Raw genomic sequence first — 19,828 nt, 5'->3', positions numbered from 1 at the left:
CGGCTAATAAGGCTTGCTTGGGGGCACTCTGCGCTTGCTTTAGGCGCTCCCTGGGCTGGGCTTTCGGCGCGCCCAGGGCTCGCTTTGGGCTGATTCCCTGACGCGGGCCCGAGATGACCGGTTGATTCTCCGACCTCATTCTCAATATGCGCATTTCGGGCAAAGTCTTACGCAATGCAATATCAATGCGCCGCGCGGAAGCGGGCGCAGGTAGCCTGGTGGGGTGATTGACCTTCGCCTGCTCCGTGAGGACCCCGACCGTGTTCGCGCCTCCCAGCGCGCCCGTGGAGAGGACGTCGCCCTCGTCGACGCTCTCCTCTCCGCCGACGAGCGGCGCAGGTCGTCCAGCGTCCGCTTCGACGAACTCCGCTCCGAGCAGAAGTCGCTCGGCAAGCTCATTCCCAAGGCCTCGGGCGACGAGAAGGCCGAGCTGCTGAAGAAGGCCGGCGAACTTTCCGCAGCCGTCAAGGCCGCCGACGCCGAACAGGACGAGGCGGCCGAGGAGTCCAGGCGGCTGCTGCTCCAGCTCGGCAACATCGTGCACCCCGACGTCCCGGTGGGCGGCGAAGAGGACTTCGTCGTACGGGAGACCATCGGCGCCCGGCGCGACTTCGCCGCCGAGGGCTTCGCGCCCAAGGACCACCTGGAGCTCGGCGAGGCGCTCGGCGCCATCGACGTCGAGCGCGGCGCGAAGGTCTCCGGGTCCCGCTTCTACTATCTGACGGGCGTCGGCGCGCTGCTCGAACTCGCGCTGGTCAACGCGGCGATCGCGCAGGCCACCGAGGCCGGCCTGATCCCGATGCTGACGCCCGCACTGGTCCGCCCGCGCGCCATGGAGGGCACGGGCTTCCTCGGCCAGGCCGCGGAGAACGTCTACCACCTCGAGAAGGACGACTACTACCTGGTCGGCACCTCCGAGGTCCCGCTCGCGGCGTACCACATGGACGAGATCATCGACGCGGACAAGCTGCCGCTGCGGTACGCCGGATTCTCGCCGTGCTTCCGACGCGAGGCCGGGACTTACGGCAAGGACACCCGCGGCATCTTCCGGGTGCACCAGTTCGACAAGGTCGAGATGTTCTCGTACGTCGACCCGGCGGACGCCGAGGCGGAGCTGGAGCGGCTGCTGGGCTGGGAGAAGCAGTGGCTGACGTCGCTGGAGCTGCCGTTCCAGGTCATCGACGTGGCGAGCGGCGACCTGGGTTCCTCCGCGTCGCGTAAGTACGACTGCGAGGCGTGGATTCCGACGCAGGGCAAGTACCGTGAGCTGACGTCCGCGTCGAACTGCCTGGAGTTCCAGTCGCGCCGGCTCTCGATCCGGATGCGCGGCATGCGTGACGGCAAGAAGGTGCTGCAGCCGCTCGCGACGCTGAACGGCACGCTGTGCGCCGTACCGCGCACGATCGTGGCCATCCTGGAGAACCACCAGCAGGCCGACGGTTCCGTGCGGGTGCCGGAAGTCCTGCGTCCGTACCTCGGGGGCCGCGAGATCCTGGAGCCCCTCGCCAAGTGAGCACCACCACCGGCCCCTTCCCGTACAAGCTGGTCGCGACCGACCTGGACGGGACGCTGCTGCGCTCCGACGACACGGTCTCCGCCCGTACACGCGATGCGCTCGCCGCCGCCACGGCGGCGGGCGCGGCCCACATCGTCGTCACGGGGCGCTCGGTTCCGTGGTGCCGGCACATCCTGGAGGACCTGGGGTACGAGGGCCTCGCCGTCTGCGGCCAGGGCGCGCAGGTCTATCACGCCGGTGAGCAGCGTCTGCTGACGTCGGTGACGCTGGACCGGCAGCTGGCCGGACTGGCCCTGTCCAAGATCGAGTCGGAGACGGGTCCGCTGGCGCTCGCGGCGAGCCGCGACGGCCTGGACGGCGATGTGCTGGTCGGTGCGGGCTACCGGGTCCAGGAGGGCCCGCTGCCCTACCTGGCGTTCGAGGACCCGTCGGAGCTGTGGTCGGCGCCGCTGAACAAGGTCTACATCCAGCACCCGAACCTGGACGACGACGAGCTGGCGAGCGTCGCGCGCCAGACGGTCGGCAGCCTCGTCGACGTGGTCATGGCGGGCCCCGGCGTGGTGGAGCTGCTCCCGCTCGGCCTGAGCAAGGCGACGGGACTGTCGCTTGCGGCGCGCCGGCTGGGACTCAAGGCGTCGGAGACCATCGCCTTCGGGGACATGCCGAACGACATCCCGATGTTCGGATGGGCCGCGCACGGTGTGGCGATGGCCAACGCGCACGACGAGCTCAAGGCCGTGGCGCACGAGATCACTTCGTCGCACGACGAGGACGGCATCGCGGTGGTGCTGGAGCAGCTGCTGCGCGGCTGAGGGCTTCTGCCGGATACGCGGGTGGGTGTTGGCTGGGCCGGCTGTGGCCGCCGGGCGGGCCAGCTGTGGCCGCCGGGCCGGCTGGGTCGCTCGTCACCGGCCAACACCCAGACAAGCCGGTCAGCGGCGCTTGCGTCGCTGCCCGCGTTCCAGAGCGCTTAACCGTTGGTTGACGGCGTCGAACCTGCGGTCCATCCGGTGCTCCATGCGCCGCATGTTCTCGGAAAGATCGCAGAGCCGGTTGCTGATCGCTCCCACGACCTCGCTGGTGGCTTCGAGCCGCCGGTCCAGCCGGTCAAGCCGTACCGAGATGCCGTTGATGACGGGACCCAGTTCCTGGAGCGCGCGCCCCACGGTGTCGATGTGGGACTCGACCTTCGTGACGCGCTTGTCGAGCGAGGCGTAACCCGCGCGCCAGCCCCTCTCCTCGGCGTCGAGGAGGTACGTACGGACGCAGCGGGCGATGTCGCTATCGCGAAGAAGCATCGCGATGTTGAGGACGGTGCGGCGGGTGTAGAGGGTGAGATTCGTCGCAGCCTGTGGATAACTTGTCCCCAGGTCATCGCTCCAGAGGGACATGATGTCCCCCTGAAAGACGCGCAGGTCATCGCCTCGCAGGACTTGCAACCCGTTCTCGTTGAGTTCGACCCGATGGCGCTGGACGACCTTTTTCACGACCCCTGTGGATACTTCGAAGTAGTGGGCCACCTCCTCTGTGCGAACGTAAATTCCGTCCGGGAGCATGACGAGTGCCTTGACCTTGTCGAGGGCGTCGACGCGCCCCAGGTGCTCGTCGCGCATCGTGCGCGATTCGAGCAGGGCGACTTCTGATGGCATGAGGATGCCTTCCGTTCGTGAAAGCCGGGTGATGGACAGCCCTGTCCCCGGGCTTTTGGGGGCGGAGGACGCTCAAGGTGGCTACTCACTCTGTGACCGGCCCGGATCCGTTCCGGTACCGGCAATCCCCAATTTCACGAACGCTACGACGCCTCGGATTCCAGTGGCCTCCACGCACGCTGAACAACGAGCCGATAAGCGTACAGTCACGCGCAAACACGTCAACCCCCGCTCAGCGAGCAGGGGTTGACTGACCAGGCTGACCAACGCTGACGGAGGCCGACCAAGGCTGGCGGAGGCAGGCCTTCCGGTTCCGGTGCTACTGGTTCCGGTGCTACTCCTCGCCGGCGAGCGTGAGGGTGCGGAGCTTCTGGCCCGCGTACCAGGTCGCCGCAACCGTGACCGCCGTCAGCAGCACCAATGCCGTCGGCAGGGCCACGTCCGAGGTGATCGTGCCGCCGGCGCCGATCCGCTCCGCCAGGGACAGCGCCCACTGCTGGACGCTCAGCGTGCGCGCCCCCGGCACGAGGCTGCCGAAGAGGGTCTCCCAGACCAGGGCGTAGACGAGGCCGAAGACCACCGCGTGCCGGGTGACCGTACCGAGCAGCAGGAAGATCGCGCTGTACGCGACCGAGGCGACCAGCGCGGCGACGGTGTAGGCGATCGCGATCTGTCCGCCGTTGCCGTTCAGGATCAGCCCGGCGATGACCGTGGGGATCGCGGAGAACGCCATCGTCACGGCGATCGCGACGATGAGTTTGGTGAAGATGATCGTCGGCCGCTTCACCGGCTTGGCGAGCAGATAGACGATCGAGCCGTCGTCGATCTCCGGGCCGATCGCACCCGTCCCCGCGATCACACCGATCAGCGGGATCATCGTGGCGATGGCGAAGCCGCCCAGGACGTCGGACGCGATCTGGTCGTCCGCGCCCGTGAGCAGCCGTACCGCCACCGCGATGGCGATCAGCAGGGCAGGCAGGACGAAGAGGATGGCGGCCCTGCGGCGGCCGAGGAGGGCCCGGTAGGTGAGCCGGGCAACTGTGGGTTCGTACATGATCGCTGCAAGCTCCTTTCAGGCCGCTACGAGATAGGAGAAGACCGATTCGAGGGACTCGTCGGAGGGCGAGACCGTCAGCAGTCGGATGCCGTGCGCGCGGGCGACCTGCGGGAGCAGCTGGGTGAACCGGCCGAAGTCGACGGCCTGGATGCGCAGCGCCCCTTCCGCCAGGTCAACTTCGATGCCCGCGGTCGAGGGGTCCGCGATCAGCGCGGCGGCGAGCGCGCGGTCGTCGCTGGAGCGGACGAGGTAACGGTGCGGCCGGTCCGTCATCAGGCGGCGGATCTTTCGGAAGTCGCCGGAAGCGGCGTGCCGCCCGGCGACGATCACCTCGATGTGCGAGGCCAGCTGTTCGACCTCCTCCAGGATGTGGGAGGAGAAGAGGACCGTACGGCCCTCCGCGCCCATCCGCCGCAGCAAGTCCATCAGCTGCATGCGCTGGCGCGGATCCATACCGTTGAACGGCTCGTCCAGGAGTAGCACCGACGGGTTGTGGACGAGGGCGGACGCCATCTTCACGCGCTGGCGCATGCCCTTGCTGTACGTCGCGATCTTGCGGTCCTGCGCGTACTCCATCTCGACGGTGGCGAGGGCCCGCTGGGCGGCCCCGTCGCCGAGGCCGTGCAGCTCGGCGTTGGCGACGACGAATTCGCGCCCGGTGAGGAAGTCGTACATCGCCTCCCGCTCCGGCACGATCCCGATCTCCTTGTAGACGGCTTCGCTGCGCCAGATCGGTTTGCCGTCGAGGGTGACGGTGCCGGTGGACGGGGCGAGGAAGCCGGCCATCATGTTGATCAGAGTGGATTTCCCGGCGCCGTTGGGGCCGAGCAGTCCGGTGACGCCGGGGCCCACCCGCATGGTGATGTCGTTGACGGCCACCACATTGCCGAACCAGCGCGAGGTGTGGTCGATGTCGATGGTGGTCACAGCCCGACCTTTCGGTAGCGGCGCATCAGCACGGCGTACGAGCCGGCGACGAGCGCGAGGACGGCGAGCAGGTAGACCACGCCGCTGCCGGCCGAGGGTCCTTGCGCGCCGGGGAAGGCCGAAGCGGCGCCCAGGAAGGCGGTCTGTACGCCGTCGATCAGCGTGATGGGGGAGAGGAGGCCGAGCCACTGGACCGCGCCGGCGGAACCCTGCTCCCAGGCGATGGCCTGCACGGTGGAGACCGCGCCGTAGGAGATGGTCAGCACGGCGATGACGGCGGCGACGCCGAAGCCGCGGCGCGGGGTGAGGGCGGCCATGACCAGGCCGAGTCCGGCGAAGAGGACGGAGAGCAGTGTCACCGAGACCAGTCCTTGGGCGAACCCCTTCGTCTGGTCCGCGAAGTCGAATTCGGCGAGCAGCGCACCGGCGTACAGGATCACCAGCGGTGTCGCCGTGAGGATGAACAGGGCCGATGCCATCGCCGCGAACTTCGCGAGGACGTAGTCGACGCGTTCGATAGGTCGTGAGAAGTACAGCGGAACGGTCTTGAAGCGCAGGTCCCGCGAGACGGACTGGGGGGCCTGCGAGGCGAGGTAGAGGCCGATGACGGCCTGCATGACGATCGCGTAGCGCGTGTAGTCCACCGGCAGGTCCGTCATGGTGGGCGCGGCGACGGCGACCGCGACGATGATGGCCGCGACCAGGCACATCACCGCGAAGAGAATCATCGGCAGCACTTTGGACTTGGCGCTGCGGCCCAGCCCGTACGCGCCGCGCAGGGACTGCGAGAAGAGTGAGCGGCGCGCGTAGGCGCGGCCGAGGCGGGGGCCGTCGTAGGACCGGTAGCCGATGTTGTGGATACGGGTCGGGTCGGTGCCCGTCGCGGTCGTCGGGGTCATCGGGTCAGCTGCCATCACGGCCGACTCCCTTCTGCTGTGCGGCGGTGACGGGCTTGCGGGCCCCGGCGTCGGCGGGTGCCGGTGCGTCGGCGGGTGCCGGTGCGTGCTCGGGTGCCGGTGCGTGCTCGGGTGCCGGTGCGTGCTCGTTCGTGCGGAAGACCTCGGCGATGTGGTGGCGACGCTGTTCCATCCGTACGAGACCGATGCCGAGGTCGGCGACGGTGTCCCGCACCAGGTCGTACGTCTGCTCTCCGGTCGCTTCGACGAGCAGGATGTGTCCGGCGCCGGGCAGCCCGTCCTCCATGCGCGCCTGGAGGGTTGCTCCGGCGGCTGTGAGTGCCTGACGCAGAGAGTGCGAGCCGTCAGGGTGGGTTGCGCTGTCCGTGACTTCGACGGCGAGGGTGGTGGTGATCTGGGTGAAGTCGCTGGTGGAGCTGGAGCGGAGCAGTGCGCCACCGTCGATGACGACGACGTGATCGCAGGTGCGTTCCAGTTCGCCGAGCAGGTGGGAGGTGACCAGGACGGAGATGCCGAAGTCGGTGTGGACACGGCGGATGAGGCCGAGCATCTCGTCGCGGCCGACCGGGTCGAGACCGTTCGTCGGCTCGTCGAGGAGCACCAGCTTCGGGTCGTGGACCAGGGCCTGGGCGAGCTTCACGCGCTGCTTCATGCCGGTCGAGTAGCCCCCGATGGGGCGGTAGCGCTCCTCGTACAGGCCGACGTGACGCAGAGTGTCGGCGGTGCGCTCGCGGGCGGCGCTCGGGGGCAACCCGGACATGCGTGCCATGTGGACGACGAACTCGGTGGCCGAGACGTCCGGTGGCAGGGTGTCGTGCTCGGGCATGTAGCCGACCTGCTCGCGGATGGCGCCGCCGCTGGTGGCGACGTCGAGGCCGAGCACGGCCGCGGTGCCCTCCGTGGCGGGGGACAGACCCAGCAGGATCTTGATCAGAGTGGACTTGCCGGCTCCGTTGGCGCCCACCAGGCCGGTCACGCCGGGTCCGATGTCAAGGGAGAGCCGGTCAAGGGCGGTTACCCGGGGGAACCTCTTGCTCAGGCTTTCGGTCACGATCACAGTCACGTGTTCGACGGTAGTGGCGCGGACCACAGCGGGCGTCAGACCTGGCGGCTGGATCGGTGTCCGACTCCAGGCGTACGGACCCGTAAGGGAACGTCCCATGTCTACGGGCCGTCCGTTGTGCACAGGCCGTCCGTTGTGCACAGGCCCGTCCGTTGTCCACAGGCTGGGCGGACCCTCTTGACGTCGCCGTCGAGCATTGTCACATTCATCAGTGTCACGTTACGAACGCGTACCGCGACACTGGGGCGGAGGAGGGGTCGGCGTGAGTTTCGAGCAAGCCACCGAGCGGTGGGTGCGTACGGGCGGAGTCGAGCTGTGCGTCGTCGAGTTGGGCGACACCGCGCGGCCGACCGTCATGCTGGTGCACGGCTACCCGGACAGCAAAGAGGTGTGGACGGAGGTCGCAGCCCGCCTCGCAACACGATTCCATGTGGTGCTGTACGACGTCCGTGGGCACGGCAGGTCGACGGCGCCGCGGCCGCTGCGCGGCGGTTTCACGCTGGAGAAGCTGACGGACGACTTCCTGGCGGTCGCCGACGCGGTCAGCCCCGGCAGACCGGTGCATCTGGTCGGTCACGACTGGGGTTCGGTGCAGGCCTGGGAGTTCGTGACCGTCAAGCGCACCGAGGGCCGCGTCGCTTCGTTCACATCCATGTCCGGGCCATCCCTGGACCACTTCGGTCACTGGATCAAGAAGCGCATGGCCCGGCCCACGCCGCGCGGGGTGGCGCAGTTGCTCGGGCAGGGCGCCAAGTCCTGGTACGTCTACCTGCTGCATACGCCGGTGCTGCCCGAGCTGGCCTGGCGCGGACCGCTCGGCACACAGTGGCCGAAGATCCTCCGACGGATGGAGAAGGTGCCGGCCGACGGCTATCCGACGGCGTCGCTGCCGCGGGACGCCGCGCACGGCGCCTGGCTGTACCGGGACAATGTCCGGGCCCGGCTGCGTCGGCCACGCGCCGACGCGTACGCCCACGCCCCCGTCCAGCTGATCACACCGACCGGCGACATGTTCCTCTCCGAGAAGCTGTACGACGACCTGGAACGGTGGGCGCCGCAGCTGGTGCGGCGCACGCTGCCCGCCAAACACTGGGTACCGCGCACCCGTCCCGATCAGCTGGCGTCTTGGATCGGCGACTTCGTCACGGCCGGGGAGGAAGCGGCCGGAGGGGAAGCGAGAGGGACGGCGGTGGTCAGGGAAAGGATGCCCAACGGACCGTACGCCGACCGGTTCGGCGGGCAGCTGGTCCTGGTGACGGGCGCGGCCGGCGGCATCGGACGGGCCACCGCGCTCGCGTTCGCCGAGGCGGGGGCGCGCATCGTCGCGGTCGACCGCGACGCGCAGGGCGCGGTCCGTACGGCTGAGACGGCCCGGCTGATCGGCGCCCCACAGGCCTGGGCCGAGGCGGTGGACGTCAGCGACGAGCAGGAGATGGAGAAGCTCGCCACGAAGGTCGCCACCGAGTACGGCGTCGTCGACGTACTGGTGAACAACGCCGGGATCGGCCTCTCCGGCTCCTTCCTGGACACCACCACGGAGGACTGGAAGAAGGTCCTCGATGTGAACCTGTGGGGCGTCATCCACGGGTGCAGGCTCTTCGGCCTGCAGATGGCCGAGCGCGGGCAGGGCGGTCACATCGTCAACACCGCTTCGGCGGCGGCGTATCTGCCCTCCAGGGTGCTGCCCGCGTACAGCACGTCGAAGGCGGCGGTACTGATGCTCAGCGAATGCCTGAGGGCGGAGCTCGCGGGGCAGGACATCGGGGTCAGCGCCATATGCCCCGGAATCGTCAACACCAACATCACGTCCACCGCACGGTTCGCCGGGGTCTCAGCGGAAGAGGAGAAGCGCAGGCAGCAGAAGTCCGCACGCTTGTACGGGCTGCGCAACTACACGCCGGAGAAGGTCGCGGACGCGGTGCTCAAGGCCGTCGTACGCAACCAGGCGGTCGTGCCGGTGACGCCCGAGGCGCGTGGGGCGCGCTTCCTGTCGCGTTTCGCGCCACGGACGCTGCGCGTGGTCGCCCGAATGGAGCCGCCGTGGAAGTGACGGCGTGAGCGCCTCCGGGCAGGCGGCCCCCGAGTACCGGATCGAGGACCTCGCCCACCGCAGCGGTGCCACGGTCCGTACGATCCGCGGCTACCAGGACCGCGGACTGCTGCCCCGGCCGGAGCGGCGCGGCCGGTCGAACGTGTATGGGGAGGCACACCTGAGCCGGCTGCACCAGATCGCGGACCTCCTCGCTCGCGGATACAGCCTGTCCAGCATCAAGGAGTTGCTGGCAGCGTGGGACGCCGGGAAGGGGCTCGGCGGAGTGCTGGGGCTGGTCGCCGAAGTCCACGGTCCATGGAGCCAGGAGGTGGTAGGCCGGATCTCACGGGCCGAACTGGACGAACGCTTCGGCGGGAAACCGGACGACGCGGCGGTCGATGAGGCCGTCGAGCTGGGAGTACTGGAGCGGTTGCCGGGACGGGACGACGAGTACCTTGTGCCGTCGCCGCAAGAGCTCTCTGTGGCAGTCGAGTTGCATGCCGCCGGTGTCCCGCTGCCGGCGATCTCCACTCACCTGCGGGAACTCCGGGGGCAGGTGGAGCACATCGCCACGCGGTTCCTGGAGTTCACGACCGAGCACGTCTTCGCGCGCTATCTGGGTCACCGGCCGCCGACGGACGCGGACACACAGGAGGCGGCGTCCCTGGTGCGACGGCTGCGTCCGCTGGCCCAGCAGACCGTCGACGCCGAACTGGCCCGGGCGATGCAGCTGTTCGCTGTACGCCACCTTCAGCATCAGCTGGGTGCGGCGACGGCACCCGAGCCCCGCTCCGAGCCCCCGGTTGTGACACTGCCCGAGTCGACGATGCAGGCCGTTCGTGACCTGGTTGGCCCTGAGCACGTCACCGCCTTTGTCGCAGCGGCGACCGAACGCGAGGTGCAGACACGCACGCTGGACGCTCTGGCCGCATACCAGCGACAGAAGAGGGGACTTGGTCAAACACCTTGACAGCAAGGTCTGTTGTCCACAGGTTTCCCAACACTCCTTGTGGAAAAGTCGACTTGGCTGTGGATCAAACCTGTGAGGCAAATCGGTGGCGTGACGCTCGTCTCCCCCGGCACTCTGGGGCGATGGATGAAGAGCGGGTCAAGAAGGTGTCCAAGTACCTGTCCAGACACCTGAGGCATCAGCCCGAACGGATCGGCATCTCGCTCGACGAGCAGGGCTGGGTGGCGATCCAGACCCTGCTCGTCGCAGCCGCCGACCACGGCTTCCCCTTCACCCGCGCCGAGCTCGATCACGTCGTCGTCGCGAACGACAAGCAACGCTTCGCCGTGGCAGGGCCTCTGATCCGCGCCAGCCAGGGCCATTCCGTGGATGTCGACCTCGCGCTGCCGGACGCCGAGCCGCCGGCGTACCTCTATCACGGCACCGTCGCCCACAGCCTCCACGCGATCCGGGCCGAAGGGCTGCGGGCCATGGCCCGCCACGACGTCCACCTCTCACCCGACCGCGAGACCGCCGAGCACGTCGGGGCCCGGCGCGGACGTCCCGTCGTCATCAGCGTGGACGCCGGGGCGATGCACCAGGCCGGCCACACGTTCCGGGTCAGTGCCAACGGCGTATGGCTCACCGCCGGTGTACCGCCGCAGTACCTGCGCTTCCCCGGCTGACGAAGGGGGCAGGCCCGTCCTCAGGCCGCGCCGAGCTGGGCCAGAGCCTCCGTCGCGATCCGCTCGAAGACCTTCTCGTCGGCCGCGAAGTCGGAGTCGGGGATGGGTGCGTGCAGCACGATCTCGGTGAAGCCGAGGTCGAAATGCCGGCCGGCGAAGTCGACGAAGGCGTCCAGGGATTCCAGCGGTCCGCTGCCCTCCGGCGTGAAACCGGTGAGCAGGATCTTGTCGAGCCCGGCGATGTCCCGGCCGGTCTCGACGCAGGCCGCGCCCAACTTGGCGATCTGGCCCCGGATGGCCTCCAGCGACTCGGCGGGCGTGCCGTTCTCGAAGAGCTTCGGGTCGCCCGTCGTCACCCAGGCCTGACCGTACCGGGCAGCGAGCTTCAGGCCGCGCGGGCCGGTCGCGGCAATGGCGAACGGCAACCGGGGGCGCTGGGCGCAGCCCGGGATGTTGCGGGCCTCGACCGCGCGGTAGTGCGTTCCGCCGACGGTGACGTCCGGCTCGGTGAGCAGCCGGTCCAGGAGCGGCACGAACTCGCCGAAACGGTCGGCGCGCTCGCGTGGGGTCCATGGCTCCTGGCCGAGCGCGGTGGCGTCGAACCCGGTTCCGCCGGCACCGATACCGAGCGTGACGCGCCCGGCGGACACGTCGTCGAGCGTGATCAGGTCCTTGGCGAGAGTCACCGGATGCCGGAAGTTCGGCGAGGTGACGAGGGTGCCCAGCCGCAGCCGTGAGGTTGCGGCTGCGGCGGCGGTCAGCGTCGGCACGGCGCCGAACCACGGGCCGTCGCGGAAGGTACGCCAGGACAGGTGGTCGTAGGTGTACGCGGTGTGGAAGCCGAGCTGTTCGGCCCGCTGCCACGCGTCACGGCCGCCCTCTGACCAGCGGCGAATGGGAAGGATCACGGTACTCAGGCGCATCCCACGACCCTACGCCGCCCGCCCCCGGGCCGGGAGCGGGCAGCGAGGATTCGCGATCAGCGGCCGCTCAGCCCGGCTGCCAGGGCGTGCACGTCCCGGCGGGCGGCCTTGGCCCCGCCCAGGCCGCGCAGGTCACCTACCGGCCCTCTCAAATGTGCGCCCCTTCGCACGTCCGTGCGCCCCGTGCGCGAAGATGGATCCGTGACCTCAGCTACCGACCCACAGCCAGCCCACCCGGCCCCGGCCCGCGCCGCCGCACCGCGGCTGATCGCGACCGACCTCGACGGCACCCTGCTGCGCGACGACAAGTCCGTGTCGGACCGTACGATCGCCGCGCTCGCCGCCGCCGAGCGGGCCGGCGTCGAGGTCTTCTTCGTCACCGGCCGACCGGCTCGCTGGATGGACGTCGTCAGCGACCACGTGCACGGCCATGGCCTGGCCATCTGCGCCAACGGGGCGGCTGTCGTCGACCTGCACGCGGGCGGGAAGCTGATCCAGGTCCGCCCGCTGGCCCGGGAGGACGCCCTCGCCGTGGTCCTCGCCCTGCGTGCCGCGGCCCCCGGCACGTCCTTCGCCGTCGAGCTGAGCACCGGCATCCACTACGAGCCGCACTACCCGCCGTTCCACTTCGATCCGGGTGCGACCGTCGCCACCGCCGAGAAGCTCCTCCAGGAGCCGGTTTCCGGCCCCGGCACGCCGGTCGTCAAACTGCTCGCCCATCACACGGACCTGTCACCCGACGACTTCCTCGCCCTCGCCCGCGCCACGGCCGACGAGCGCGGGTCCGTGACCCGGTCCAGCCCGTCGGCGCTGCTGGAGATCAGCGGTTACGGCGTCTCGAAGGCGAGCACCCTCGCGCAGTGCTGTGCGGAGCGCGGCATCACGGCCGCCGAGGTGGTGGCCTTCGGTGACATGCCGAACGACGTGGAGATGCTGACGTGGGCGGGCACGTCGTACGCGATGGGCAACGCGCACCCGGCGGTGGTGGCCGCCGCGTCCGGGCGTACGGTCGCGAACAACGAGGACGGCGTCGCCGTCGTCATCGAGCGGATCCTCGCAGACCTGTAGCCGCCGCTCGAGCCACACGCGAGCAGCGCCGGAGCCGCATCGGCCTCAAAAGCCCGCCCCACGCTCGCGCATCCAGGGTGCCGGGTCGATCCCCGACCCCAGGTAGGGGGTTAGCCGCACCTCGAAGTGCAGGTGCGGCCCGGAGGAGTTGCCGGTGGTACCGGCCTGCCCGACCCACTGGCCGGTGCGCACCCGCTCCCCCTGGTCGACGGTGACACCCGCCAGGTGCGCGTACTGCGAGTAGTAGCCACCGCGGTGAGCGACCACCACCTCGATCCCGAAACCGCCGCCGCAGGAGACGGAAACGACCCGGCCGGCGCCGACCGCCCTCACCGGTGTGCCGATGTCCACCGCGAAGTCCTGCCCGGTGTGCCGGCTCTTCCAGCGCGCACCCGAGCCACCGAAAGAGGCGGACAGTTCGTATTTCTCGACCGGTGTCACCCACGCGCGTGGGCTGGGTGCTGGTTCCTTCTTCAGACGGAGGGCGCCCGCGCATCGTCCCGCCGCGACGCTGCGGTCCGCTTCCCCCTGCAGACGCCACCGGGCGTCTTCGAGCTTCGCCGTGATGCCCTTCTTGATCGCCGCCAGCCGCACCGTCCGCCCCGCCAGCTCGCGCCAGGCCGCTTTCGCCGCCCGCTCGTCGTCGGCGAGCCTGCGTTCGGCGCGCTCGGCCCGCTTCAGCATCCGCGAGACGGCCAGATCCGCCTGCCAGGCAAGCCGTTGACCGCCCATCAGTTCCTCGGGGTCATCGGCCAGCAGCAGTTTGGCGACGTACCCGATGCCACCCCCTCCGGCGCGGTACTGGGCCCGGGCCACCCTCCCCATGTCGGCGCGCAGCGCTCTGATCTCGCGGCGTTCCACCACCAGCAGCCGGTCGAGCCGGCGGGCCTTCGCCTCCTGCGCTCGCGCCGCGCGCCGGCCTCTCTCGTACGTCTCGGTGGCCCGGGCGGCCTCCTCGTACAACCGCGCCACCTCGGCCCCCACAGCCGGCCCGTCGGAGGAGGAGGCACCGCTCGCGGGCGCGGACAGGAACTGCAGCACGCACAGTGCAGCCACGAGCGGGTGCCCGCGAATCCCAAGGCGTCCGAATTGTCCGAAGCGCATCTCCGGATCGTGACCTGCCGCCCCCATGATTGCTGGGAGGGAGGTCGCTCCACCGGGGTGTCGTCCCGCCATCCGGCCCAGTTCCCCCGCCCGACACCGACACCCGTGGGTGCCTCCTAGGTCGTGTTTTAGAAGTCCCGTCTTGCTCGCGCGGCCTGGCACGCACGCTCGCCGGGTTGCCGAAATGCCCTAGTAGCTCCGCTACGAGATCATCCGGCGCCTTGCGATCGCACGCGCCAGACCACGCGAGACCCGGCCTCCGGGCGGACGACGCTACTTCTAAGACACTCCCTAGCTTGAGATTTAACCTCCGGATTCGAACAGCTCCGACCAGCCCTTCCTGCCGCAAGAGCAGGCTCCGCAGCACAGTCGGAAATCTAAGCAAGTCGGGACAAACGGTGCGCATGCTGGTTCCGTGAAGCCGACTTGCGGTCGTGTTCGAGCGGCGAGGTTAAATCTCAAGCTAGCCGGGCGGCGGGGCGGACAGGGGCTGCAGCGGCGCCTCCCATACGACGGTCGTACCCCCGCCGCCTTCGCCGAGCCCTGGCCCGCATCGGCTCGTACCGCCCAGGGACTCCGCCCGCCGCTTGAGGTTGCGCAGCCCGCTGCGCCGGCCGCCCTCCGGGATGCCGACCCCGTCGTCGGCGACCGACAGCCGCACGCCGGGGCTCCCGTCCGCCAGTTCGGCCGTCGCGTCGACGACCACCTCGATACGGGAGGCATCCGCGTGCCGGAAGGCGTTCGACAGCGCCTCGCGCAGCGCCGCGATAAGGTTTTTGCCCGTGAAGTCGGGGACCAGCGCGTCTACCGGGCCGACGAAACGGTGACCCGGTTTGAACCCCAACGGCACAGCAGCCATGTTGATCTCCCGCAGGACCCGTGTGCGCAGCCCCGAAGGAACTTCGGCCGGGCCCTGCTGGAGCGCGAAGATGGCCGTACGGATCTCCTGGATCGTCACATCGAGTTCGTCCATGGCCTTGCCCACGCCCGTCCGGACCTCGGGCACGACGGACCTGCGCTGGGCGCTCTCCAGCATCATCCCCGTGGCGAACAGCCGCTGGACGACAAGGTCGTGCAGGTCACGGGCGATCCGGTCGCGGTCCTCGAACACCGCCAGCCGCTCCCGGTCCCGCTGCGCCTCCGCCATCATCAGCGCGAGCGCGGCCTGTGACGCGAACTGCGTGGCCAGCGTCCGTTCCGCCTCCGTGAACAGCTTTGCGCCCCGGGCTCGCGGCGTGGCCAGGGCGCCCAGCACCCGACCGCCGCTCTGGAGAGGCAGCAGCATGATCGGCCCGTACCGCCCGGACAGCCTGGTGACCATGCGGGGGTCGCTCACCGCGTCGGCGACGAAGACGGCCTCGCCGTCGAGGAGGGTCCTGACCACCGCATTGTGGGGCCCTATGACCACACCAAGCGAATCGGCCGGATCGTCGGCCGAGACAGCGACGACCTCAAGGCCGCCGTCCTCGGCGGGCAGCAGCACTATGCCGGCGGCCGAGTCGGCGAGGTGGCGCGCCTGTTCCGCCACGACGCTCAGCGCGTCGTCGGCGTCGCCGCCGGACAGCAGCGCGGTGGTGACGGCGACGGACCCGTCGATCCAGCGCTCGCGTTGCCTCGCCGCCTCGTACAGCCGGGCGTTGCCGATGGCGATTCCGGCCTCCGTCGCAAGCACCCGGACCATGTGCAGGTCGTAGTCGTTGAACTCGGACCCGCCGTGCTTCTCGGTGAGGTAGAGGTTGCCGAAGATTTCGCCCTGCACCCGGATGGGGACACCGAGGAAGGTCCGCATCGGGGGGTGGTGGGCAGGGAATCCCGCGAAGCGCGCATCGGCCGTCAGGTCGCCCAGCAGCACCGGCTCCGGGTGGTGGATCAGTGCGCCGAGCAGCCCTTGGTGGCCGTCGGGCAGCCGGCCGATGAGGGTGGCCTCGGTCTCGGTCGTGCCGTACGTCACGAAGTCGGAGAGGCCGTCTCCCTCCTCCTCGTCGACGACGCCGATCGCCGCGTACCTGGCCTCGGCGAGTTCCGCAGCCGTCTCGCAGATCCGGTCCAGGGTGGAGCGCAGTTCGAGGCCCGTGCCGACGGAGCGCATGGCCTCCAGCAGCTGCGGCACCCGCGCGGTGAGCTCCGTGGACAGGCCCTGCAGGCTTCGGGTCGCCCGCGTGGCGGCTTCGAGTACCTCCTGGGACTGGTCGCCGGGATCGTTGGGGCCGCTTGCGGGGCCCGGTTCCGGCACGTCCTCCACTGGCATGCCCCCGAGCCTAGAAGGTCCCGTTTCAGGGGGATAGTCGGACGCCGGACATGGCAGGCGTCGCAGCCGCTGCGAAAACTCCAGCCGGCTCCGCCTCCCGCTCGCGCTCCAGCATCCGCCGCAGCGGCCCCTCGCCCGCCACCAGTGCCTCGTAAGCACCCCGCTGCACAACGCGGCCGGCGTCCAGGACAATCACCTCGTCCACGGCCTCCAGCCCCTGGATCCGGTGCGTGATGATCACCGTCGTACGGCCCTCGGTGGCCCTCAGCAGGTCGGCCGTCAGCGCGTCCGCGGTCGCCAGGTCGAGGTGCTCGGCAGGCTCGTCGAGCACCAGGACCGGAAAGTCCGCAAGCAGGGCGCGGGCCAGCGCCAGGCGCTGGCGCTGGCCGCCGGACAGGCGGGCGCCGTGCTCGCCGACGAGCGTATCGAGGCCGTCGGGCAGCGCGTCCACCCACGTCAGCAGCCTGGCACCGGCCAGCGCCGCCCGCAGCTGCTCCTCGGTGGCGTCGGTCCTGGCCAGCCTGAGATTCTCCCGCAGGGAGCTGTCGAAGAGGTGGGCGTCCTGCGCGCACAGCCCCACGAAGCCACGCACATCGTCGCCGTCCAGGCCGGTGGCGTCCGTTCCACCCAGCGTGTACGTCCCCGCTCCCGCATCCAGGAAGCGCAGCAGCACCTGCGCCACCGTGGTCTTCCCCGCGCCGGAAGAACCGACCACGGCTACGCGCCGCCCCGCCTCCAGCGTCAGGTCGAAGCCCGCCAGCGCGTCCCGCTCCTGCCCGGGATAGCGAGCGCTGAGCCCGCGTACCTCGACCGGGAATGGCGACGCCGGCGGGGCGGCGGGCGACTCTGGCTCGTGCACGGGAAGGGGGGCGTCCAGCACCTCGTAGACCCGCTCGGCGCTGCGCCTGACGCGCTGGCGGTACTGCACGGCGAGCGGCAAGCCACCCACCGCCTCGAACGCGGCCAGCGGGGTCAGTACCACCACCGCCAGCGTCACACCGGACAGCCGCCCCTCGTGCACGGCCGCCGTCCCCACGAGCGCGGCGCACACCACCGTCAGCCCGCAGGCCAGCGCCGAGAGCCCGCCGCCGAGAGCGGTCGCGGCAGCGGAGCGCGACGCGATCCGGGTCAGAACACCGTCCGTCTCCCGGGCACTGTCCGTACGCCCCTTCAGCGCACCCGCGACGGTCAGTTCCGCCAGGCCGGCGAGCAGGTCGGCGACCCGGGTTGCCAGCTCTCCCCGCGCGGGTGCGAGCTGCCGTTCGGCCCGGCGGGCGACGGCCCCGCTCAGCCACGGGACACCCACCCCGGCGACGAGCAGGCCGACGGCCAGCACGGCGCCGGCCTCGGGCAGCAGCCACGCGGTGAACCCGACTGCGCCCGCGCCGACGACCACGGCCGTCCCGGCGGGCAGCAGCCACCGCAGCCAGTAGTCCTGCAGCGCGTCCACATCCGAGACGAGCCGGGAGAGCAGGTCACCGCGCCGGGTCTCGCGCAGGCCTGCGGGGGCGATCCGCTCCAGCCGGCGGTAGACGGCGACCCGCATTCCGGCGAGCAACCGCAGCACGGCGTCGTGCGCCACAAGCCGCTCCGCGTACCGGAAGACGGCCCGGCCGATGCCGAAGGCCCGCGTCGCGGTGACGGCGACCATCAGGTAGAGCACCGGAGGCTGCTCGGAGGCACGGGAGATCAGCCAGCCGGAGACAGCCATGAGCCCCACGGCGGACCCGAGCGCCAGACTCCCCAGCGCCAACGCGAGACCCAGCCGCCCCCGCAACCCGGCGGCCGCCGCCCGAACCCGCCCCAGTCCCGCCCCGCCCCCACCCCGGGGAGCACCGGCGTCGCTGTCCCCGCCGGCCGTCCGCCCCGCCGGGGGGCGATGCCCCGCAGCAGCCGCGCTGTCCGCGCCCGGCAACGGCCCGTCGACAGCGACGGCAGCGGCGCCATCCAGGCCTTGCGCGGCGAGCCGGCGGGCGGGCGTACCTTCCGTCCGGGTGCCGCGGCCCAGCTCGACCACCCGGTCGGCGACAGCCAGCAGCGCCGGACGGTGCACCACGAGCACCACGGTCCGCCCCGCCGCCAGCCTGCGCACCGCGTCGACGATCCCCGCCTCGCTCTCGCCGTCCAGGTTGGCCGTGGGCTCGTCGAGCAGCAGCAGCGGCCGGTCAGCGAGGAACGCCCGCGCGAGGGCGAGCCGTTGCCGCTGCCCCGCCGAGAGCCCCCTGCCGTCCTCGCCGAGCCGCGTCTCGACGCCCTGGGGGAGCGCGGCCACGAAGTCGTACGCCCCCGCTTCACGCAGGGCCCAGGCCACCGCCGCGCTGTCCGCGCCAGGCCGGGCCAGCCGCACGTTCTCGGCGATCGTCCCGGCGAACAGGTGCGGCCGCTGCGGCACCCACGCGATGCGTTCCCGCCAGCGCTCAATGGATACGCTGGCCAGGTCCACCGCGCCGGGACCGTCACCGACGAGCACCCGCCCCTCGTCGACCGGCGCGAAACCGAGCAGCACATCGAGCAGCGTGCTCTTGCCGACGCCGCTCGGCCCGACGACCGCGACGGTCTCGCCCGCGCCGACGACCAGTGACGCCGAGTCCAGCGAGGCTTCAGAGCGTCCCGCATGCCGGACCGTCACGCCTTCCAGCCGCAACGTCCCGGTGGGAGCCTCTGCCGTGCCCACGGGCCCGCGCGGCTGCGTCTCGAGCACCTCGAAGATCTCCTCGGCGGCGGACAGTCCCTCCGCCGCCGCGTGGTACTGCGCCCCCACCTGCCGCAGCGGCAGGTACGCCTCGGGCGCCAGCACCAGGATCACCAGCCCGGTGTACAGATCCAGATCCCCGTGCACCAGGCGCATGCCGACGCCGACCGCGACCAGCGCAACGGACAGCGTCGCCAGCAGTTCCAGGGCGAACGACGACAGGAAGGCGATACGCAGCGTCCGCATGGTGGCGTGCCGGTATTCGGCCGTGATCGTCCGGATCGACTCGGCCTGCGCCTTGGCCCGACCGAACACCTTCAGCGTCGGCAGTCCCGCGACGACGTCCAGGAAGTGCCCGGACAGCCGCGAAAGTAGCCGCCACTGGCGGTCCATGCGCGCCTGGGTGGCCCACCCGATCAAGATCATGAAGAGGGGGATGAGGGGGAGCGTCACCACGATGACCGCCGCCGAGATCCAGTCCTCGGTCACGATCCGTGCGAGCACCGCCACCGGCACGACCACCGCGAGTCCGAGCTGCGGCAGATAGCGCGAGAAGTAGTCGTCCAGCGCATCGACGCCCCGCGTCGCCAGTGCCACCAGCGAACCGACCCCTCCCCGGACGCTCGGCTCCGCTCCAGCAGGGGATATCCCGCCCCCGGTCAGCCGGCCGGGCCCCAGCGCGGCAGCCCGCTCGAGCAGACGCCCGCGCAACTCGGACTTCACGGCCGCGCTCGCCCGGTGCGCGGCGAGTTCCGTCAGCCACGCCACCAGCCCCCTTCCGAGGGCGACCGCCGCCAGCAGGATCAGCGGCGTACGCAGCTGGGAGCCGTCCAGGCCCCGCTCGAACGCCCCCACCACGACCTCGGCGATGAGCATGGCCTGGGCGACGACCAGGCCCGCCCCGGCCAGGCCGAGGACCACCACCGCCGCCAGGAAGAAGCGGGTGGCGCGGGCGTACCGGAGCAGACGCGGGTCGATCGGTTTCACGTGAAACATC

At 70.6% G+C, this 19,828-nt stretch carries 15 protein-coding genes; 6 read left to right on the top strand and 9 right to left on the bottom strand.

What is annotated here, in order from left to right:
• Nucleotides 1-223: 223 nt before the first annotated feature.
• Both serS and ACU6WZ_RS14520 read left to right on the top strand, forming a co-directional pair.
• Entirely contained in the window at nucleotides 224-1,513 is a 1,290-nt protein-coding gene (gene serS / locus ACU6WZ_RS14525; protein ID WP_447028486.1) for a serine--tRNA ligase, read from the top strand.
• Entirely contained in the window at nucleotides 1,510-2,328 is an 819-nt protein-coding gene (locus ACU6WZ_RS14520) for an HAD family hydrolase (RefSeq protein ID WP_447028485.1), read from the top strand. Before serS ends, ACU6WZ_RS14520 begins: the two co-directional genes overlap by 4 nt.
• A gap of 120 nt (nucleotides 2,329-2,448) precedes the next feature.
• Here ACU6WZ_RS14520 and ACU6WZ_RS14515 read toward each other — a convergent pair whose 3' ends face one another.
• The 5 genes from ACU6WZ_RS14515 to ACU6WZ_RS14495 all read right to left on the bottom strand — a co-directional run bounded on the left by ACU6WZ_RS14515 (nucleotide 2,449) and on the right by ACU6WZ_RS14495 (nucleotide 7,123).
• Complete coding sequence (locus tag ACU6WZ_RS14515) at nucleotides 2,449-3,165, bottom strand: hypothetical protein (RefSeq protein ID WP_447028484.1); 717 nt, start codon at nucleotides 3,163-3,165, stop codon at nucleotides 2,449-2,451.
• Nucleotides 3,166-3,499: 334 nt separating this feature from the next.
• Nucleotides 3,500-4,219, bottom strand: coding sequence for an ABC transporter permease (locus tag ACU6WZ_RS14510; RefSeq protein ID WP_447028483.1), 720 nt, complete (start codon nucleotides 4,217-4,219; stop codon nucleotides 3,500-3,502).
• A gap of 18 nt (nucleotides 4,220-4,237) precedes the next feature.
• Nucleotides 4,238-5,149, bottom strand: a complete 912-nt coding sequence (locus ACU6WZ_RS14505; RefSeq protein WP_447028482.1) for an ABC transporter ATP-binding protein — start codon at nucleotides 5,147-5,149, stop codon at nucleotides 4,238-4,240.
• A complete protein-coding gene (locus tag ACU6WZ_RS14500) occupies nucleotides 5,146-6,063 on the bottom strand; it encodes an ABC transporter permease (protein ID WP_447028481.1) in 918 nt (305 codons plus the stop codon). Before ACU6WZ_RS14500 ends, ACU6WZ_RS14505 begins: the two co-directional genes overlap by 4 nt.
• Complete coding sequence (locus ACU6WZ_RS14495) at nucleotides 6,053-7,123, bottom strand: ABC transporter ATP-binding protein (protein ID WP_447034042.1); 1,071 nt, start codon at nucleotides 7,121-7,123, stop codon at nucleotides 6,053-6,055. The genes ACU6WZ_RS14500 and ACU6WZ_RS14495 overlap by 11 nt, the downstream gene beginning before the upstream one ends.
• Nucleotides 7,124-7,391: 268 nt before the next feature.
• Between ACU6WZ_RS14495 and ACU6WZ_RS14490 the strand changes: the two genes are divergently transcribed.
• The 3 genes from ACU6WZ_RS14490 to ACU6WZ_RS14480 all read left to right on the top strand — a co-directional run bounded on the left by ACU6WZ_RS14490 (nucleotide 7,392) and on the right by ACU6WZ_RS14480 (nucleotide 10,796).
• On the top strand, nucleotides 7,392-9,179 hold the full coding sequence (locus ACU6WZ_RS14490; protein ID WP_447028480.1) for an SDR family oxidoreductase: 1,788 nt from the start codon (nucleotides 7,392-7,394) through the stop codon (nucleotides 9,177-9,179).
• A gap of 4 nt (nucleotides 9,180-9,183) precedes the next feature.
• Complete coding sequence (locus ACU6WZ_RS14485; protein WP_447028479.1) at nucleotides 9,184-10,131, top strand: MerR family transcriptional regulator; 948 nt, start codon at nucleotides 9,184-9,186, stop codon at nucleotides 10,129-10,131.
• Nucleotides 10,132-10,253: 122 nt separating this feature from the next.
• Nucleotides 10,254-10,796 carry an RNA 2'-phosphotransferase gene (locus tag ACU6WZ_RS14480; RefSeq protein WP_447028478.1) on the top strand — a complete coding sequence of 181 codons (543 nt, stop codon included), beginning with the start codon at nucleotides 10,254-10,256 and terminating at the stop codon, nucleotides 10,794-10,796.
• Nucleotides 10,797-10,816: 20 nt separating this feature from the next.
• On the opposite strand, the gene ACU6WZ_RS14475 is transcribed toward ACU6WZ_RS14480, so the two are convergent.
• On the bottom strand, nucleotides 10,817-11,719 hold the full coding sequence (locus ACU6WZ_RS14475; RefSeq protein WP_447028477.1) for an LLM class flavin-dependent oxidoreductase: 903 nt from the start codon (nucleotides 11,717-11,719) through the stop codon (nucleotides 10,817-10,819).
• Between the two features lie 201 nt (nucleotides 11,720-11,920).
• On the opposite strand from ACU6WZ_RS14475, the gene ACU6WZ_RS14470 reads away from it, so the two are divergent.
• Nucleotides 11,921-12,787: a Cof-type HAD-IIB family hydrolase gene (locus ACU6WZ_RS14470; protein ID WP_447028476.1), complete on the top strand. Its 867-nt coding sequence runs from the start codon at nucleotides 11,921-11,923 to the stop codon at nucleotides 12,785-12,787.
• 45 nt (nucleotides 12,788-12,832) lie between these two features.
• Here ACU6WZ_RS14470 and ACU6WZ_RS14465 read toward each other — a convergent pair whose 3' ends face one another.
• The 3 genes from ACU6WZ_RS14465 to cydD form a co-directional block, all read right to left on the bottom strand.
• Nucleotides 12,833-13,891, bottom strand: coding sequence for a M23 family metallopeptidase (locus ACU6WZ_RS14465; protein ID WP_447028475.1), 1,059 nt, complete (start codon nucleotides 13,889-13,891; stop codon nucleotides 12,833-12,835).
• Between the two features lie 463 nt (nucleotides 13,892-14,354).
• A complete protein-coding gene (locus ACU6WZ_RS14460; protein ID WP_447028474.1) occupies nucleotides 14,355-16,139 on the bottom strand; it encodes a sensor histidine kinase in 1,785 nt (594 codons plus the stop codon).
• Nucleotides 16,140-16,164: 25 nt separating this feature from the next.
• A complete protein-coding gene (gene cydD, locus ACU6WZ_RS14455) occupies nucleotides 16,165-19,818 on the bottom strand; it encodes a thiol reductant ABC exporter subunit CydD (protein ID WP_447028473.1) in 3,654 nt (1,217 codons plus the stop codon).
• Between the last annotated feature and the right edge of the window lie 10 nt (nucleotides 19,819-19,828).

The sequence above is a fragment of the Streptomyces hypolithicus genome (assembly GCF_052934925.1).
Note: the sequence above shows the minus strand (reverse complement) of the source record. Positions and strands in the feature narration are given on the sequence as shown.